Raw genomic sequence first — 16,290 nt, forward strand, 5'->3', positions numbered from 1 at the left:
AAATAGCGAGCGTCGGGTATCAGCCCGACACCCGCTGACAATCCGCCGCGCGTGCGCTAGCATCGCGGTCGATGTCGCCGCGGTGGCGCGGCCCATGCACACGGGGCGCAGCAGGGCACCGGGTTCCACACTTCAACGAACAACAAGGAGCATCCATGCGTGTCTTGACCGGTCTGCTGGGCTCGCTGGCGCTGGTGGCGAGCGTCGCCCATGCGCAGGCGAATTGCGCGGACGCGACGGATCAGGCGACGATGACGGCGTGTGCCGATCGTGCGTACAAGAAATCCGACGGGGAGCTGAACCGGACCTACCAGGCCGTTACCGCGCGCTTGCGCGATGCGCGGCCGCTCGCCGAAAAACTCGTGAACGCGCAGCGCGCATGGATCGCGTACCGCGATGCCGAATGCCATTTCTCGAGCGCGAATGCCGAGGGCGGCAGTGCGTACCCGATGGTCGTATCGACCTGTCTCGACGATCTGACGAAAGCGCGCACCGAGACGCTGAAGGGCTATCTGTCCTGCGAGGAAGGCGACCTCGCGTGCCCGGTGCCCGCGAAGTAACCGTCGTGCGCGGGCCCGCTGAGGCCCGCACGACGCCGGCTACACGTCGTCCGTTACACGTCGTCCGTTTCGTCGAGCAGCTTGTGCCGCATCGCGTAACGCACGAGCGCCGCTTCGTGCGGCATCTGCATCTTTTCGAGGATCCGGGTCTTGTAGGTGCTGACCGTCTTCGCGCTCACGCACAGCGCATTCGCGATCTCGGTCAGCGTCTGGCCGGCGGCGATCCGTCGGAACACGTCGAATTCGCGGTCGGACAGCCGCTGGTGCGGCAGCGTTTCGGCCGGCTCGTTCAGGCTCTGCGCGAACTGCTCGGCCATCGCGAGGCTCACGTAGACGCCGCCCGACGCCACCTTCGTGACCGCGCCGACCAGCTCCGCGCTCGCGCTTTCCTTCGTCAGGTAGCCGGACGCGCCCGCGCGGAACGCGCGCACCGCGTATTGCTGCTCCGCGTGCATCGTCAGCACGAGCACGCGCAGCGCGGGCTTCTCGTCCTTGATCTGCTTGATCAGCTCGACGCCGTTGCGGCCCGGCATCGACAGGTCGAGCACGAGTACCTGCGCGGGCGTTGCACGCACCAGCGCGATCGTCGACGGGCCGTCGCAGGCTTCGCCGGCCACCTCGAATCCGGTGGCGTTCTGGAGGATGTGCCGCAGACCGTCGCGTACGAGCGTATGGTCGTCGGCGATGAGCACCTTGATCATGTGATGAGCGTGTCCTGTTGAACGGTGGCGAGCGGAAATGAGACGGTAATCGAGAAACCGCGCGCGAGCGCGGTGTCGATCGTCACGGTGCCGCCCAGCATGTGCGCGCGTTCGCGAATGCCGATCAGGCCGAACGACTTGTCCTCGTGGGCCGGACCGCCGGGCGCCGCGCCGCGGCCGTTGTCCGCGACGCGCAGCACGCAAAAGCCTTCCTCGATGTCGAGCCGCAACGCCACGCGCGTCGCATCCGCATGGCGCGCGACGTTCGTCAGCGCCTCCTGGACGATGCGGAACAGCGTGGTCGCGCCCGTGCTGGTGAACGTGAGGCCGCCCGTTTCGATGTGGCGCTCGACGTCGATCCCGTAGCGGTTCGTGAAATCGTTCGCGAGCCATTCGATCGCGGGCACGAGGCCGAGATCGTCGAGCATCACCGGCCGCAGGTCGGCCGCGATCCGCCGCACCGATGCGACCGTCGCGTCGATCAGCCGCCGCATGCCTTGCAGATGCATCTGCACGCCTTCGTCGGGCTGCGCGCGGCCGGGCATGCGCAGTTGCTGCTCGATGACCGACAGGTCCATTTTCAGCGCGGTGAGCTGCTGCCCGAGGTCGTCGTGCAGCTCGCGCGCGATGCGGGTTTTTTCCTCTTCGCGCACGTTCTGCAGGTTCGCCGACAGTTCGCGCAATTCCTCGCGCGATTGCTTCAGTGCGTTCTCGGCCCGCAGCCGCTCGGTGATGTCGCGCAGCATCACCGTATAAAGCTTGCCCGACGCGTCGCGGATCTGCGAGATCGACGCTTCGATCGGGAATTCCTCGCCGTTGGCCCGCAGCCCGAACAGCACGCGCTGGCGGCCCATCTGCCGCTCGGACACACCCGTCACGCCGAACTGGTCGACGTGCTTCGCATGTGCGGCGCGGAACCGCTCGGGAATGAAGCGCGACAGCGGCGCGCCGATCGCCTCCATCGCGGACACGCCGAACACCTGCTCGGCCATCGGATTGAAGATCACGACCGTCTGCTTCTCGTCGATCGTGATGATCGCTTCCATCGACGAACGGATGATGCCCATCATCCGTGCCTCGTTGAGGCTGCCGCGGCTGCTCGCGCCGGCGTCGGCACGGCCGCGCAGCAGCGCATGGACGAGCGCCGCGAACCCGAACGACGCGATCAGCCCGGCCGCGAGCACGGTGCCGGCCGCACGCTGCGCGCCGGTCGCGCTCGGCCGGCCGTCCGCGGAATAGGCGAGCGTCAGCGCGGTGCCGCCGAAATTCAGCACATCGGTGCGCCGCATCAGGTCGGGCGACGCCGACGCTTCGTCGGTCGTCGTCTCGACGCTGACGATCGCGCGCGAATCGCCGCCGGCGGTCATCCACAGGTCGATCCCGCGTTCCGCGTCGAGCGCGCGCTCGACCAGGCGCCGCGGGCTCAGCGCCGCGAACAGCATCCCGTCGGCGCCGGCTTCGCGCGTGCCGGACGAGGTGGCGGCGGCCAGCGGCGAGGCCGTCACGGGCAGGAACAGCGTCAGGGTGCGGGCGTCGCGGGAGGTGTCGTCGTCGGCAGGGTGGACGCCGAGCGCGATATCGCCGGTCCGCAGCGCGCGCGTGAGCGGCGCCGCGTCGAACGCGCCGAAGCGCACGACCGGCGAGTTCGAGGCAGGGGCGCTGAGCGTCGCTGCCGCGAGCGGATCGGCCGGCAGCGGCTTCGCGCCGGCCAGCGCGCCGCGCGCCGCGGGCGTCAGCGGCGCATAGCCGATCTGCCGGACCGGCGAGCGGCCGCTGTCGAGATCGAGCGTCTCCGCATACCGGCGCCATTGGCCGGGCGTCATGTCCGGGACGAGGCCGAACGCGCCGCGCGCGCCTTCGAGCACGGCGACACCGGCCTGCAGTTCATGCCGCAGCATCGCGGTCACGTGCGTCGTGCGGCGCTCGAAACGCGTATGAACGGTGGCTTGCCACTGCTCGCGCACGAGCAGCGCGACGCCGAGCGACAGCACGGCGCCCGCGCACAGCGTAACGACGCCGGCCGCGAACGGCTGGCGTAACATGGTCTGGAGGCGCGTGGGCCCTCGGGCGTCCCGCGTCGGGGTTCCACTGGCGGTCATTCGATGGCCATTCTGTTGTTGGGGCTGCCCGCGGCACTCGGGCAACGCGGCAAAACCGGGGAAAACTCGCACCGGCTGCGTGCAACGACTATTTTGAGAATGAAATTGTGCGCGTTTTACACGTTTTTTGTAATGGGGTCAGTTGAAATTGCGGCAAACGGCGTGAAGCAGCGGGCGCGCCGGCCGCGCTTGACGCGCGTCAACGCGCGTGTCGGCACGTGGGGCAGACTGTTCGGCAGACAAGCCGGCGCCGGGCCGGCTTGCGATAGCGGGCGGTCGTTGCGCAACGCGCGACGCACGCCAGGTCGGAGGGACGGACCATGTACAAGCGGATTTTCGTCGGGCTCGACGGTGGCCCGAGCGCGCGTCTCGCGCTGAACGAGGCGATCCGGATCGCGGCGGCGTCCGGCGGCGAAGTGACCTGTGCGTACGTCGTCGAGCATCGGCCGCAGCTCGTCGACGTTGACGCCGGCTTCGCCGCCGAGCACGACGGCGATGTCGCCGCGACCGATGCCGCGACGCCGGTGCTCGACGACGCGAAAGCGGCGCTCGCCCAGCAGCATGTGCGGGGCACGGTGCGCGCGCTCGACGCGTACGGCGAGGACATCGCGACGGTGCTGATGCGCACGGCGGCCGAAGCCGACGCCGACCTGATCGTGATGGGCACGAGCGGGCGGCACGGCCTGCGCAGGCTGTTGCTCGGCAGCGTGGCGGAATCGCTGCTGCGTGCGGCCGACCGGCCCGTGCTGCTGGTACGGCATGACGAACCGGGTGCGTCGGCGGCCGCGTAATCGACGCGGTACGGCGGCCGACGCTGCGCGCGCATCTGCGGGCGGCAGGGTGCCGCGCGTGTGGCCGGATTGTCGGCGTAATCGGGCGCGCCGCCGGGACGCTCGCCGCTGCGCGATTGCGCGTCGACGGTTGCATCCCGGCACGCAGTTCTGGCAGCATCGGCGGGTATCCGCTTGTTCGCCGCGCACATGGCCGCGGCGATCGACGCACGGACATCCGGCGGCACCCGGTCGCATGAATCGAGATCGGGCAGTCAGCCGGATGCCGGTTTTCTACCTTACCGACGTCATCTGCCATGCCGATTTCCGCGACCGACCTGATTCGCCAGTTCGACCTGCAGCCGCATCCCGAAGGCGGCTATTTCCGTGAAACCTACCGCGCGACCGACTCGGTCGTGCGTCCTGCCGACGGCGCGCCACGTGCCGCGTCGACCGCGATCTACTACCTGTTGTGCGACGGCGCGTATTCGTCGTGGCACCGCATCCGTTCCGACGAGGTCTGGCATTTCTATGCGGGCGATCCGATCGAAGTGTGGGTGCTCGACGCGCGCGACGGGCTGACGATCCACCGGCTCGGCAACCCGCTCACGCATCCGGGCACCGTGTTTCAGGCGGTCGTGCCGGCCGGAAGCTGGTTCGGCGCGCGCTGCGCGTCGCCGGAGCACGTCGCGCTCGTCGGCTGCACGGTTGCGCCGGGGTTCGAGTTCTCGGAATTCGAGCTGGCCGATGCGGCCGCGCTGGCGGCCGAGTTTCCCGACTACGCGGAACATGTCGCGCGACTCGCGCAGCGTTCCGACGTGTGACCGTCACGGTCGCGTCACGCCGCGCGCAAAGCCCTTGCCGACGGCCCGTGTTCCGCGCGATCGAGGCCAAACCCGTTTAGAATGCGCAGGATGCACCGGTCGGTCGCGGACACGCCGCGGCGGCCGTTGCGCTGCCGTACCGACGGCCCTGTCGCGCGGCCCGCATGTCTTCCAGGAGCGCCGCCGTGTGGCACTTTCCCATTGCTATTCCATCGTCGCTCGGCCCGTGGGCCGTGTTCGCGAGCGTGTTGATCACGCAGCTCGGCGTGCCGGTGCCGGCCGTGCCGATGCTGATTCTCGGCGGCACGATGGCGGCGATGGGGCAGGCGTCCTGGGTCAGCATGTTCGCGGCGGCGATCGGCGCGACGATGCTGGCCGATTCGCTGTGGTTCTTCATGGGCCGCACGCGCGGCCGGCGCCTGCTGAACGGCCTCGTGCGTTTCTCGCTGTCGCTCGACACGACGCTGCGCTTCGCGCGTAACGTATTCGAAAGGTACGGCGCGCCGCTGCTCGTGCTGTCGAAATTCCTGCCGGGCCTCGGCCTCGTGTCGGCGCCGCTGCTCGGCACGACCGCGATCGGCGTCGGCGTGTTCCTGTTCTGGGATCTGGCCGGCGCGTCGCTGTGGGCGGCGTTCTGGCTGATCGGCGGCGCGGCCATTCATGACCAGATCGTCCAGTTCGTGCTGTGGGTGCGCGCGAGCGGCGGCACGATCCTCGACGCGTTCCTCGCGATCTTCATCACGTTCCTGCTGTACCGCTGGGTGCGCCGCGTGCAGTTCCGCCGCTATCTCGCGCAGGTGCGCATCTCGCCGCCGCAGCTCGTCGAGATGATGACGTCCGACGAACCGCCGCTGATCTTCGACGCGCGGCCGAAAGCGATTCGCGAACGCGAGCCTTACCGGATTGCCGGCGCGGTGCCGGTCGATCTCGATTCGCCGGACCTGCTCGACCCGGAAATGCTGAAGCGGCCGATCGTCGTCTATTGCGTGTGCCCGAACGAGGCAACGGCCAAGCGCCTGATCGCGAAGATGCAGCGCAAGAAGATGATCCACAACATCCGGGCGCTGAAGGGCGGGCTCGATGCGTGGGAAAAGCACGGTTATCCGGTCGAGCCGCTGCCGGCCGATCTGGATTCATCGCGATATTTCGTGCGGCGTGAGCAGGGTGCGCTCGAAGGCGAATATACGGTGCGGGCGACGTTGTCGAAATAAATGCGCGCGCGCCACCGCGCGCACTCAAATCCGACCACCGCTTTCAAGCACCGCGATTTTCCCCAAAATCGCCTGGCGTGAAACCGCCGATCCTCCATATAATCCCGCCTGCATATAGCGTGCGCGTGATTGCGCACATTCGACGCGCGTTCGTTCGCGCCGAAAGCGATGCATCCCGTTGCCGCTCGTCACGCGCACAGCCGCGTCGCGCGGGCCGCTCGGGTGTATTCCGTGAAAGGCCCGATCCGTTTTTCCGGATTGTTCCGGGAAATACGGATAATCCGCGGCAATTCCAACCGGATTGACGCGGTGTCCGTGTCGTTTCTTATTCGGAAATCGACAGCGGGGATTATTTCGTTTTCGGCTGCCGAAATCGGCATGAACGGTCGCGCATTGTCATCGACACAATGACGGCGGCCCGCTCGCGGCTGCCAGGAGACGGATTTGAAACCACCAGAAGACCAGTTGCACCGCGGGCTGGAAGAACGGCACATCAACCTGATGGCGCTCGGCGCGACGATCGGCGTCGGCCTGTTCCTCGGCTCGGCCACCGCGATCCGCACGGCCGGCCCGGCCATCCTGCTGACCTACCTGCTGGGCGGCCTCGCGATCTTCCTGATCATGCGCGCGCTCGGCGAGATGGCGATCACCAACCCGGTCGCCGGCGCCTTCAGCCGCTATGCGCGCGACTACCTCGGCCCGCTCGCCGGTTACCTGACCGGCTGGACCTACTGGTTCGTGTGGATCGTCACCTGCATGGCGGAAATCACGGCGGTCGGCGTCTACATGCACATGTGGTTCCCCGGCGTGCCGAACTGGATCTGGGCGCTCGCGGCGCTCCTGGCGATGGGCTCGGTGAACTTCATCGCGGTCAAGCTGTATGGCGAATTCGAGTTCTGGTTCGCGCTGATCAAGATCGTCACGATCGTGCTGATGATCATCGGCGGCGGGTTGATGATCGCGTTCGGCATCGGCAACGGCGGCATCGCGACCGGCATCTCGAACCTGTGGTCGCACGGCGGCTTCATGCCGAACGGAATCAATGGCGTGATCGCCGCGCTGCCGATCGTGATGTTCGCGTATCTCGGCGTGGAGATGCTCGGCCTCACGGCCGGCGAGGCACGCAACCCGGAGAAGTCGCTGACGAAGGCCGTGAATTCGGTGTTCTGGCGCGTGCTGATTTTCTACATCGGCGCGCTGTTCGTGATCATGTCGCTCTATCCGTGGGACCAGATCGGCACGCAGGGCAGCCCGTTCGTGATGACGTTCTCACGGCTCGGTATTCCGGCCGCCGCCGGCATCATCAACTTCGTCGTGCTGACTGCGGCACTGTCGTCCTGCAACAGCGGCCTGTTCAGCACCGCGCGGATGCTCTACAACCTCGCGCAGCAGGACCAGGCGCCCGCCTGGCTCGGTCGCGTGAACGGCAGCGGCGTGCCCGTGTACGGCGTGGCCGTGTCGGTCGCGTTGCTGCTCATTGGCGTGTTGCTCAACTATCTCGCGCCGCAGCACGTGTTCACGTGGCTCACGTCGGTATCGACGTTCGGCGCGATCTGGACGTGGTGCGTGATCCTGATCGCACAGATGCGTTTTCGCCGCACGCTGTCGGCCGACAAGATCGCGCGCCTGCCGATCCGCGTGCCGTTCTATCCGCTCGGTTCGTTCGTCGCGCTCGGCTTTCTCGTGCTGGTCGTCGTGCTGATGGCGTTCACGCCCGATACGCGCGTCGCACTCGTGATCGGGCCGGTGTGGATCGTGCTGCTCGGCATCGCGTACGCGCTGTTCTACGCGAACCGTCCGGCCGCGTCGATGCCGACGAAGTCGTAAGCCGCACGGGCAGGGTGCCGCGCGATCGTTGATCGCGATCATGCACGCGCGGGCCGGACGGCCTATGCTGAACGAAAGCATCGCTTGTCCGCGCTTCGCGTGGCGCACCACCGATCCCCGCGGCCGCGGCGGCTGTCCGGCCGCCGCAGCGCCGCTGCCGCGCGAAGCCCCCGTCGTCGTTCAGCGACGACGCGCACGCACGGAGATCTTCGCCATGCAGCCTGCCCAGCCCATTCCGACGCTTGCGCGAATCGCGCTGGCCGTCGACTCGACGCCCGAATCGCTGACAGCCGCGCGCTACGTGCGCACGCTGCTGCGTCCCGGCATGCGATTGCGCATCATTTGCGCGATCGACAATCCGCGCCTCGTGCTGCCCGACATTCCGCGCATCGACGCGCTGCTGACGTCCGCGCGCGAGGACATGATCCGCGAAGCGCAAACCGTCTGCGAGCGGATCGCGGCGCTGTTCGCCGACAGCGGCATCGACGTCGAACAGGCGGTCATCGATACGTCGGTCACGGGCGGCTCGGTGGCGGACGCACTGGTGAACGATACGTCGACGTGGCACGCGGACGTGCTGGTGATCGGCGCGAATCCGCATCACGGGTTGTTGCGGCTCGTCGAAGGCGCGATGTCGGACACGCTGACGAAACGCGCGCAATGCGCGCTGCTGATCGTGCCCGGCACCTATGCACGGCCGTCGGACGGCACGCTGCAGCGGCTGATGTTCGCGGTCGACGGCAGCGAGCCGTCGCTGCACGCGGTGCGCGTCGGGCTCGGCTTCGCGATGCCGACGACGTTGCTGTACGCGGCGTACGTGATCGATCGCGCGGTTCGCCTGACCGATGTCGTGCCGGTGCGTGCGCTCGAGGATGCGTACCGCGCGGAGGGCGAGGATGCGCTCGCGAAGATCGGCCCGCTGTTCCATGCGACGGGCAATCCGACCAAGCGCGGCATCGTCGAAACGCGTCCGACCAGCGACGACGTGGCTCACGCACTGATGCGCGATGCCGTGCATTGGCGGGCGGAGCTGCTGGTGGTCGGCACGCATGGCCGTCGCGGCATCGCCGCCTGGCTGATCGGCAGCGTCGCGCGGCGGGTCGCGCATCTCGCGCAGGTGCCGGTGCTGCTGGTGCGTGGTGCGGAATGAATCGCGCGTCGTCGCGATCGAAGCGGATTTGGATTGACTTGCATCAAAACGCCACGCACATCGCATGAGACAGTGATGCACATCCAGCGACGCTGGGTGGTCTGTCGTGCATGCGCAAAGCCGCCGCATGCAGGCGAGTGACGACCTCCGCTGCACTCGCCGCCGTCACCTCATTTTCAGGAGCCGCGCCTCGGGTTTGTCCGGCGCGTCATCCGACCAGGAACTCTCCGGCACGAGGGTAGGCAACCGACGGTTGCCTTGGAGGACGGGCGGGGTGCAAGTCACCCCGTCCGCTTTCCGCCTGGCCCCGTCGAATTCACTTCCCCGCAGGAATGATGTCGATGCGTCGATGCGGCCGCGTCGAGCGGCGCGTCATCGCGCGCGCAACCACTGCACGGCCCCATACCGTGCGTTGGCTGACATGCGCAGATCACAAGGTACGAAGAATCGATCGCAGGTCGTGCCGGCGGCCCACGCCGTGTCGTACCCGCGCATGCGGACGCACGACATGCAGCGGCGCACATGCGCTGCACGTGCGGCTGCGCAAACGATTCGTATGCGGCCAGCCAGGGCGCGCCTTGCGACGTGGCTCCGACCCGGCCGGTGCGTCGGCTGCGTTTCGCGCGCCGAGTGCCGCGGCGAACCGCTGCAACGCGAGGACCGACCCCACGACGCTCTGATACTTTTCGCGGCCGATCTGCCCGTCGAGCGTGACGAGCAAGCCGGCCTCGCGTGCGAGCGCGAGCAAGGTGTCGAGGTCGTCGGACGGACGGTTGCCGGCCGACGCGGCCCGGGCGGGCAGGGCGCGCGCGTTGCCCGACGCGCGCCGCTGGCCGCCCCGGCCCGGTAAGTTGCGATGTGTCATGGTTGGTCTCCTGCGCCGAACCCCGCGTGCCGGCTCGATGGCCGACTGAGCGATGTTCGGTATGAACGCCTCGTTCATGTGATCAGTATCGTGTGGCGGCGGCGCGCTGCCAAGCGGCGCGCGCTGAAGTCGCTGTCAGGAAATTGCGCGACGCGTATCGGAATCCGCTGACACGCGCAGCGGCCGAACGGACGGCCCGGCACATTAGCCAGACGAATGAAGGGGCGCTTGACGCAGGATTTCGACCGGTCTAACTTTCCCCACTGCATCGGCGTCGCGCGGCGCTCCACCCGCCGCCCTCGCCAGTGCCGCGCCCGGGGTGGCGTGGCAGGACTTCCAGTCTCGTTCGCGGGCCATGTGCACCGCGAACCCTGCGCGGCCGGTTCGGAAACGGATCGGCGGCGGCACGCAACGTGCCGTTGATCGCGCGCAAACACGCGCCGGCGCATCGTACGCCGCGCGTCTGTCCAGTCTTTAATCTTCCAGTACCGTCATCTTTTTCGTTCCTCGACCGTCAGGAGTCCGTCGATGTCCAAGGACAATTTGCTCGATTCACTCAAGGAAGCCGCCGAACGGCGCGCGATCGGCGCGGATCAGTTGCGTGCGATGCTCGACGACGAAGTACGCGCGCTGTCGTCCGACGCGCGCGTGCACGACTACATCCACGTATTCGCGATCCGGCACCTGCGTGAACGGATGCGCCAGAAGGACGATTCCGACCACGACACCCGGGCCGACGCAGCGCCCGCGGACGCCGATCCGCGGCCGAGCCATCGGCTGTAGCGGGCGGTGGCCGGGCGCCGCGACCGGCGCGCAGCATACCGTCGATTCCCCGCATCCTGACGATTCGCTGACAGTCGCCGGCGCCATTCGTCATACGTTTCATTGAATTGTCACAACGACCTCAAGTAAGCAGCGGGATTTGCCGTTTACCCGGTGAATTCGTCCACCGGGCGTTCCCGCTCCCTTACCGAGTCGTTGCCATGCTCTCGTCCATCCGCGCCCGCATCCTCGTCGCGTGCGTCGCCATCGTCGTATTCGCGCTCGTCGCCACGACGCTGATCAACTATTTCATCGCACGCTCGTACAACGACGACGCGATCGACCGCAACCTGACCTCGGTCGCCAGCGGCCACGTGGTCGGGATCGCCGACTGGGTCGCGACCCGCAGCCGGATGATCGCGTCGCTGCAGGATGCCGCGCTGACGCCCGATCCGCTGCCGGTGTTCAAGCAGATGGCGGCGGCCGGCGGCTTCACGAACGTCTATGCCGGCTACGCCGACAAGGCGTTCCACTTCTCCGACCCGACCGGCATCCCGCCCGACTACGATCCGACCGGCCGCCCGTGGTACAAGCAGGCCGCCCAGGCCGGCAAGCCGGTCGTCACGCCGCCGTACGTCGATGCCGGCACGGGCAACCTCGTCGTCACGTTCGCGGTACCGATCCTGCGCGACGGCGCGCTGAAGGGCGTGGTCGCCGCGGACCTGTCGATGGACAGCGTGATCGCCAACGTCAAGTCGATCCGCCCGACGCCGGCGAGCTTCGGGATGCTGGTCGACAGCAGCGGCCACGTCGTCGCGCACCCGGACGCGAAGCTCACGCTGAAGCCGGTTGCCGACGTATCGCCCGAACTCGGCTCGCTGGGCGTGGCATCGATCGCGGCGGCGAACGCGCCGGTCGAGGTCGGCGTCGGCGGCGACGCGAAGCTGGTGCGCGCGAAGCCCGTGCCGGGCACCGACTGGTACGCGCTGGTGCTGCTCGACAAGACCGAAGCGACGGCCGGCATGCGTTCGCTGCTGACCGCGTCGCTGATCACGCTGATCGTGATCGTCGGCGTGGCGTCGCTGATCATCGGCGCGATCACCGCGACCGCGTTCCGCCGCCTGTCGCAGGTGCGCCAGGCGATGGCCGCGATCGGCTCGGGCGCCGGCGACCTGACACGGCGGCTGCCGGCCGACGGCCGCGACGAAGTCGCCGACATCGCGCGCTCGTTCAACAGTTTCGTCGACAAGCTGAACGACGTGATGCGCCAGATCCGCGACGCGAGCGAATCGGTGCGCACGGCCGCGAACGAGATCGCGGCGGGCAACCAGGACCTGTCGTCGCGTACCGAATCGGCGGCGGCGAGCCTCGAGGAAACCGCGGCGTCGATGGAAGAGATCACCGCGACCGTCGGTCAGTCGGCGGCAGCCGCCGGCCAGGCCGACGAGCGCGCGGCGGCCGCGTCGCGGATCGCGTCGCACGGCGGCGTGGTCGTGTCGGACGTCGTCGCGACGATGGGGAAGATCGAGGAAGCGTCGGGCCGGATCGGCGACATCATCGGCGTGATCGACGGGATCGCGTTCCAGACCAACATTCTCGCGCTGAACGCGGCCGTCGAGGCGGCCCGCGCGGGCGAACAGGGCCGCGGCTTCGCGGTCGTCGCGCAGGAAGTGCGCAGCCTCGCGCAACGCAGCGCGCAGGCCGCGCGCGAAGTGAAGGTGCTGGTCGAATCGACGGTCGCGAGCGTGTCGGCCGGGTCCGGGCAGGTGCGCCAGGCCGGCGACACGATGCGCGAGATCGTGTCCAACGTGTCGAACGTGACGACCATCATCTCCGAGATCACGCACGCGGCGAACGAGCAGACGCGCGGCATCCAGGAAGTGAACCGCGCGGTCAGCCAGCTCGATGAAATGGTGCAGCAGAACGCGGCGCTCGTCGAACAGTCGACCGCGGCGGCTACCGCACTGCAGTCGCAGGCGAATGCGCTGGCGACGACGGTCGGGCAGTTCAAGGTCGCCTGACGCAGCCGTTGGCTGGCGGCCCGCGGCATGCGGGCCGCGATGCTCACGAGCCGCCCTGGTCGCGCATCAGCGCGAGCCGGTTGTAGAGCGTCTTCAGGCTGATGCCGAGGGCTTTGGCCGCCTGCGGCTTGTTGCCGTCGAAGTGACGCAGCGTCGCCGCGATGAAGCGCTGCTGCGCATGATGCAGCGTCGCGCCGAGCGGCAGCGCCATCGCGCCTTCCGACGTGCTGTCGGCCGCCGGCGTCGGCTGCTTCGGCAGCGCGACGTCGATGCCTTCGTCCGACAGGATGTACGCGCGCTCGATCGTGTTGTGCAGTTCGCGCACGTTGCCGGGCCACGAATACGCGCGCAACGCGGCGATCGCCGCGTCGGTCAGCCGCTTGTGCGAGCGATGCCGCGCGTTCAGCGTATCGACGAATTCCTGCGCGATCGTCTCGACGTCGCCGTCGCGCTGACGCAGCGGCGGCACGTAGATCGCGAACGCGGCGAGCCGGTAGAACAGGTCCTCGCGCAACCGGCCGTCGCGCACGGCGTCGGCCGGATTGTGGCGTGTGGCCGACACGAACCGCACGTCGAGCGGAATCGGTTCGGTGCCGCCCACGCGCATGATCGTGTTCGACTCGATCGCCCGCAGCAGCTTCACCTGCAGCGCCGCGGGCATTTCCGCGATCTCGTCGAGCAGCAGCGTGCCGCCGCGCGCGGCTTCGAAAAAACCTTCGCGCTGCGTGGTCGCGCCGGTAAAGCTGCCTTTCTCGTGCCCGAACAGTTGCGCCTCGGCAAGCTCGGGCGGAATCGCGCCGCAGTTGACGGGCACGAACGGGCCGTCATGCCGCCCGCTCAGATCGTGCAGCCGCCGCGCGACGATATCCTTGCCGACCCCGCTTTCGCCGGCAATCATCACGCTCGCGCGGGTCGGCGCGATTTTCTCGATACGACCGAGCAGCGTGCGCATCGCGGCGGACCGGCCGGACAGCCGGCGACCGTCTGCGCGCTGCTTCGTCCGGTTTGCGGATTCACCCATAGACGTTCGCGGCGCCGTTTTGAAAAACGGCATCACGCGTTCCGTTGATTGCAATATTTATCATCGACAGCGAAACGACCGCGAAGGTGCCGCTGAATAGAAAATTCCAATGTACGGGGCATGGGCGAAAGAGACAGGCCATCGGGCTTTTCGCGCGTCCTGACGCGACGCGACGTTCGCATGAGGACCGGCGCTTTTTTACAGAAACCCGATGAAAAAAAGCGGCCGGCGACACATTGCGGCGGTGTGCGCGGCGATGCCGGCAGCCACCCGCCCGGCCGCAGCCGGCGCGGGCGCAGGCCCCGGCCATCCGTTGCCTCGAACGCGGCCCCGGCCGCCGCCGGGTACGTTGTTTGCGGACCTCTTCACGCTCGCCCGGCGCGCTCGACGGGATGCTGGATGGCCGACACGCGGCATCCCCCGCACGACGGGAGCCGGCGCGATGCAAGGACGCAATGAGGACTCTGACCCGTGAGGTGTTTCGGCAGGGTGTATGGGTCGTGCTGGCCGTCGGGCTGGCGTCCGCGCTGCAGGCGTGGGCGATTCGGGCTGTCGGGGAGCACGCGCCCTTTGCGCCGCTGCCTTTTTATGCGGCCGTGGCGGCCGCCGCGTGGCTGACGTCGTTCGGCGGCGGCCTCGTCGCGACCGCCGCGAGCGTCGGCGTGATCGGCGCAGTGTGGTGGCGCGACGCGCCGCTGGCGACGCTGCTGGCGCAAGCCGGCGCGTTCGTCGCGATCAGTTTCGTCGAATGCGTGCTGGTAACGGCCGTGAAGCCGCTGCTCGCGAACGATCGTCTGCGCGAGATCGGTGACGACGACGGCGATCCGTACCCGCCGCACCGCGAGCCGTCGTCCGTCGCGGGCGGGTCCGACGACGGGCTGCTGCACCGCGTGGTCGATGCGTCGCCCGATGCGATCGTCGGGACCGACGCCGAGCGCCGGATCACCAGCTGGAATCCGGCCGCGGCAAGCATCTTCGGCATCGATACGGCACAGGCGACCGGACGCGACGTCGTCACGATGATCGCGCCGCGCTGGCTGCGCCGGCATGCGGTGCCCGCGTCGTTCGCGGACCTGCGTGCGCCGGTCGGGCCGCTCGACGTACTGTGCGTGCGCCGCGACGGCGGCCGTTTTCGTGCCACCTTCTCCGCGTCGCCGATCGTCGACGCGCAGGGCAACTGCGCGGGCCTGTCGCTGACGCTGCGCGAAGCGGGCGAACGCCGCCGCAACGAACGCTACAACCTTCGCTCGCTGCGCGGCGCGCGCGACGCGCGCCTGCAGGCCGACGCGTCGAACCGGCTGAAGGACCAGCTGCTGGCGACGGTGTCGCACGAACTGCGCACGCCGCTGAACGTGATCTACGGCTGGGTCGAGGTACTGCGCAACGCCGACGGGCAGGGCTTCGCGCAGCAGGCGGTCGACGCGATCGATCGCAGCGCGCGGTCGCTGTCGCACATGGTCGCCGACTTGCTCGACGCATCGTCCCTCGCGACCGGCCGGCTGCGCCTCGAACGCGTGCCGGTCGATCTCGTGCAGATCGTGCGCGACGCCACGCGCGAACTCGACGCGACGGCGCAGGCGAACGGGCTCGTGCTGTCGACGGCGTATGCGATGCCGGCCTGCGTGATCCAGGCGGACGGCGAGCGCCTGCGTCAGGTCCTGTCGAACCTGCTGTCGAACGCGATCAAGTTCACGCCGCCGGGCGGGCGCATCAACGTGTCGCTGACCCGTGCGGGCGAGCGCGTGCGGCTGTCGGTCTCCGACACCGGGCAAGGCATTGCGCCGGAATACCTGCCGCACTTGTTCGACACGTTCAGCCGGCCGGAAGGCGCGTTCACGTCGCCGAAGCGCGGCCTCGGGCTCGGCCTGTCGATCGTGCGCAACATCGCGCAGCTGCACGGCGGCGAGGTCGTCGCGACGAGCGCGGGTGCCGGGCGCGGCATGACCGTCACGGTGACGCTGCCGGCCGGCTGGGACGCCGACGACCCGGTGGAGCAGCCGTCGCGCGCGAAGGGCAGGTCCGATACGGTCGCGCTCGACGGCCAGCGCGTGCTGGTGGTCGACGACGACGCGACGTCGCGGACCAGCCTCGCGGCGGCGCTCGAAACGATGGGCGCGCAGGTATCGACCGCGCGCTCGGGGCACGATGCGCTCGACGCGGTGGAGCGGCAGCAGCCGAGCGTCGTGCTGTCGGATCTCGCGATGCCGGACGGCGACGGTTACTGGCTGCTGGACCGGATCCGGCGCAGGTCGAGCGGCGGCGGCTATCTGCCGGTCGTCGCGGTGACCGCGCACGCCGGCACGGCCGACCGGCGCCGCGTGATGGCCGCCGGGTTCGATGCGTATCTGTGCAAGCCGGTCGACATGCCGACGCTCGCGAGCGTGATCGTCGACGTCGTACCGGACGACGGGGGCGACGGGAAGCCGCGCAAGCGGTAGCGGCGCACACGCGGCGCGGCAGTCCGGCCGCCTGGCCGCCC

The 16,290-nt window shown here is 68.6% G+C and carries 14 protein-coding genes; 10 read left to right on the plus strand and 4 right to left on the minus strand.

Translation table 11 applies throughout. From position 1 onward, the window contains the following. The first annotated feature begins 155 nt into the window (after window positions 1-155). A complete protein-coding gene (locus tag HWW87_RS29225; protein WP_175823217.1) occupies window positions 156-560 on the plus strand; it encodes a lysozyme inhibitor LprI family protein in 405 nt (134 codons plus the stop codon). Between the two features lie 53 nt (window positions 561-613). On the opposite strand, the gene HWW87_RS29230 is transcribed toward HWW87_RS29225, so the two are convergent. Together HWW87_RS29230 and HWW87_RS29235 are read right to left on the minus strand one after the other, a co-directional pair. Beyond that, window positions 614-1,261 carry a response regulator transcription factor gene (locus HWW87_RS29230; RefSeq protein WP_006483707.1) on the minus strand — a complete coding sequence of 216 codons (648 nt, stop codon included), beginning with the start codon at window positions 1,259-1,261 and terminating at the stop codon, window positions 614-616. After that, window positions 1,258-3,360, minus strand: coding sequence for a PAS domain S-box protein (locus tag HWW87_RS29235; RefSeq protein WP_175823218.1), 2,103 nt, complete (start codon window positions 3,358-3,360; stop codon window positions 1,258-1,260). Before HWW87_RS29235 ends, HWW87_RS29230 begins: the two co-directional genes overlap by 4 nt. 320 nt (window positions 3,361-3,680) lie before the next feature. Here HWW87_RS29235 and HWW87_RS29240 point away from each other — a divergent pair, with 320 nt between their 5' ends. From HWW87_RS29240 to HWW87_RS29265, 6 genes are all read left to right on the plus strand, one after another. Continuing rightward, window positions 3,681-4,151 carry a universal stress protein gene (locus HWW87_RS29240; protein WP_175823219.1) on the plus strand — a complete coding sequence of 157 codons (471 nt, stop codon included), beginning with the start codon at window positions 3,681-3,683 and terminating at the stop codon, window positions 4,149-4,151. A 296-nt stretch (window positions 4,152-4,447) separates the two neighbouring features. Beyond that, on the plus strand, window positions 4,448-4,954 hold the full coding sequence (locus HWW87_RS29245) for a cupin domain-containing protein (RefSeq protein WP_175823220.1): 507 nt from the start codon (window positions 4,448-4,450) through the stop codon (window positions 4,952-4,954). A gap of 185 nt (window positions 4,955-5,139) precedes the next feature. Beyond that, window positions 5,140-6,165 carry a DedA family protein/thiosulfate sulfurtransferase GlpE gene (locus tag HWW87_RS29250; protein WP_175823221.1) on the plus strand — a complete coding sequence of 342 codons (1,026 nt, stop codon included), beginning with the start codon at window positions 5,140-5,142 and terminating at the stop codon, window positions 6,163-6,165. Between the two features lie 129 nt (window positions 6,166-6,294). Next, a complete protein-coding gene (locus HWW87_RS29255; protein WP_244107358.1) occupies window positions 6,295-6,576 on the plus strand; it encodes a hypothetical protein in 282 nt (93 codons plus the stop codon). 33 nt (window positions 6,577-6,609) lie between these two features. Beyond that, window positions 6,610-7,992 carry an amino acid permease gene (locus tag HWW87_RS29260; RefSeq protein WP_175823222.1) on the plus strand — a complete coding sequence of 461 codons (1,383 nt, stop codon included), beginning with the start codon at window positions 6,610-6,612 and terminating at the stop codon, window positions 7,990-7,992. Between the two features lie 214 nt (window positions 7,993-8,206). Then, entirely contained in the window at window positions 8,207-9,142 is a 936-nt protein-coding gene (locus HWW87_RS29265) for a universal stress protein (protein WP_175823223.1), read from the plus strand. Window positions 9,143-9,572: 430 nt separating this feature from the next. Here the strand turns inward: HWW87_RS29265 and HWW87_RS29270 are convergent, their stop codons facing one another. After that, on the minus strand, window positions 9,573-10,007 hold the full coding sequence (locus HWW87_RS29270) for a hypothetical protein (protein WP_175823273.1): 435 nt from the start codon (window positions 10,005-10,007) through the stop codon (window positions 9,573-9,575). A 528-nt stretch (window positions 10,008-10,535) separates the two neighbouring features. On the opposite strand from HWW87_RS29270, the gene HWW87_RS29275 reads away from it, so the two are divergent. Both HWW87_RS29275 and HWW87_RS29280 read left to right on the plus strand, forming a co-directional pair. Next, the gene (locus HWW87_RS29275) at window positions 10,536-10,790 is read left to right on the plus strand and encodes a DUF3562 domain-containing protein (protein ID WP_175823224.1); all 255 of its coding nucleotides are present in this window, start codon (window positions 10,536-10,538) and stop codon (window positions 10,788-10,790) included. Window positions 10,791-10,990: 200 nt separating this feature from the next. Continuing rightward, on the plus strand, window positions 10,991-12,790 hold the full coding sequence (locus tag HWW87_RS29280; protein WP_175823225.1) for a methyl-accepting chemotaxis protein: 1,800 nt from the start codon (window positions 10,991-10,993) through the stop codon (window positions 12,788-12,790). 43 nt (window positions 12,791-12,833) lie between these two features. Here HWW87_RS29280 and HWW87_RS29285 read toward each other — a convergent pair whose 3' ends face one another. Beyond that, window positions 12,834-13,811, minus strand: coding sequence for a sigma-54 dependent transcriptional regulator (locus tag HWW87_RS29285; protein ID WP_175823226.1), 978 nt, complete (start codon window positions 13,809-13,811; stop codon window positions 12,834-12,836). Window positions 13,812-14,266: 455 nt separating this feature from the next. On the opposite strand from HWW87_RS29285, the gene HWW87_RS29290 reads away from it, so the two are divergent. Continuing rightward, window positions 14,267-16,249: an ATP-binding protein gene (locus HWW87_RS29290; RefSeq protein WP_175823227.1), complete on the plus strand. Its 1,983-nt coding sequence runs from the start codon at window positions 14,267-14,269 to the stop codon at window positions 16,247-16,249. Window positions 16,250-16,290: the final 41 nt, after the last annotated feature.

Source organism: Burkholderia sp. BCC0419 (genome assembly GCF_902830285.1).
Lineage (GTDB): Bacteria > Pseudomonadota > Gammaproteobacteria > Burkholderiales > Burkholderiaceae > Burkholderia.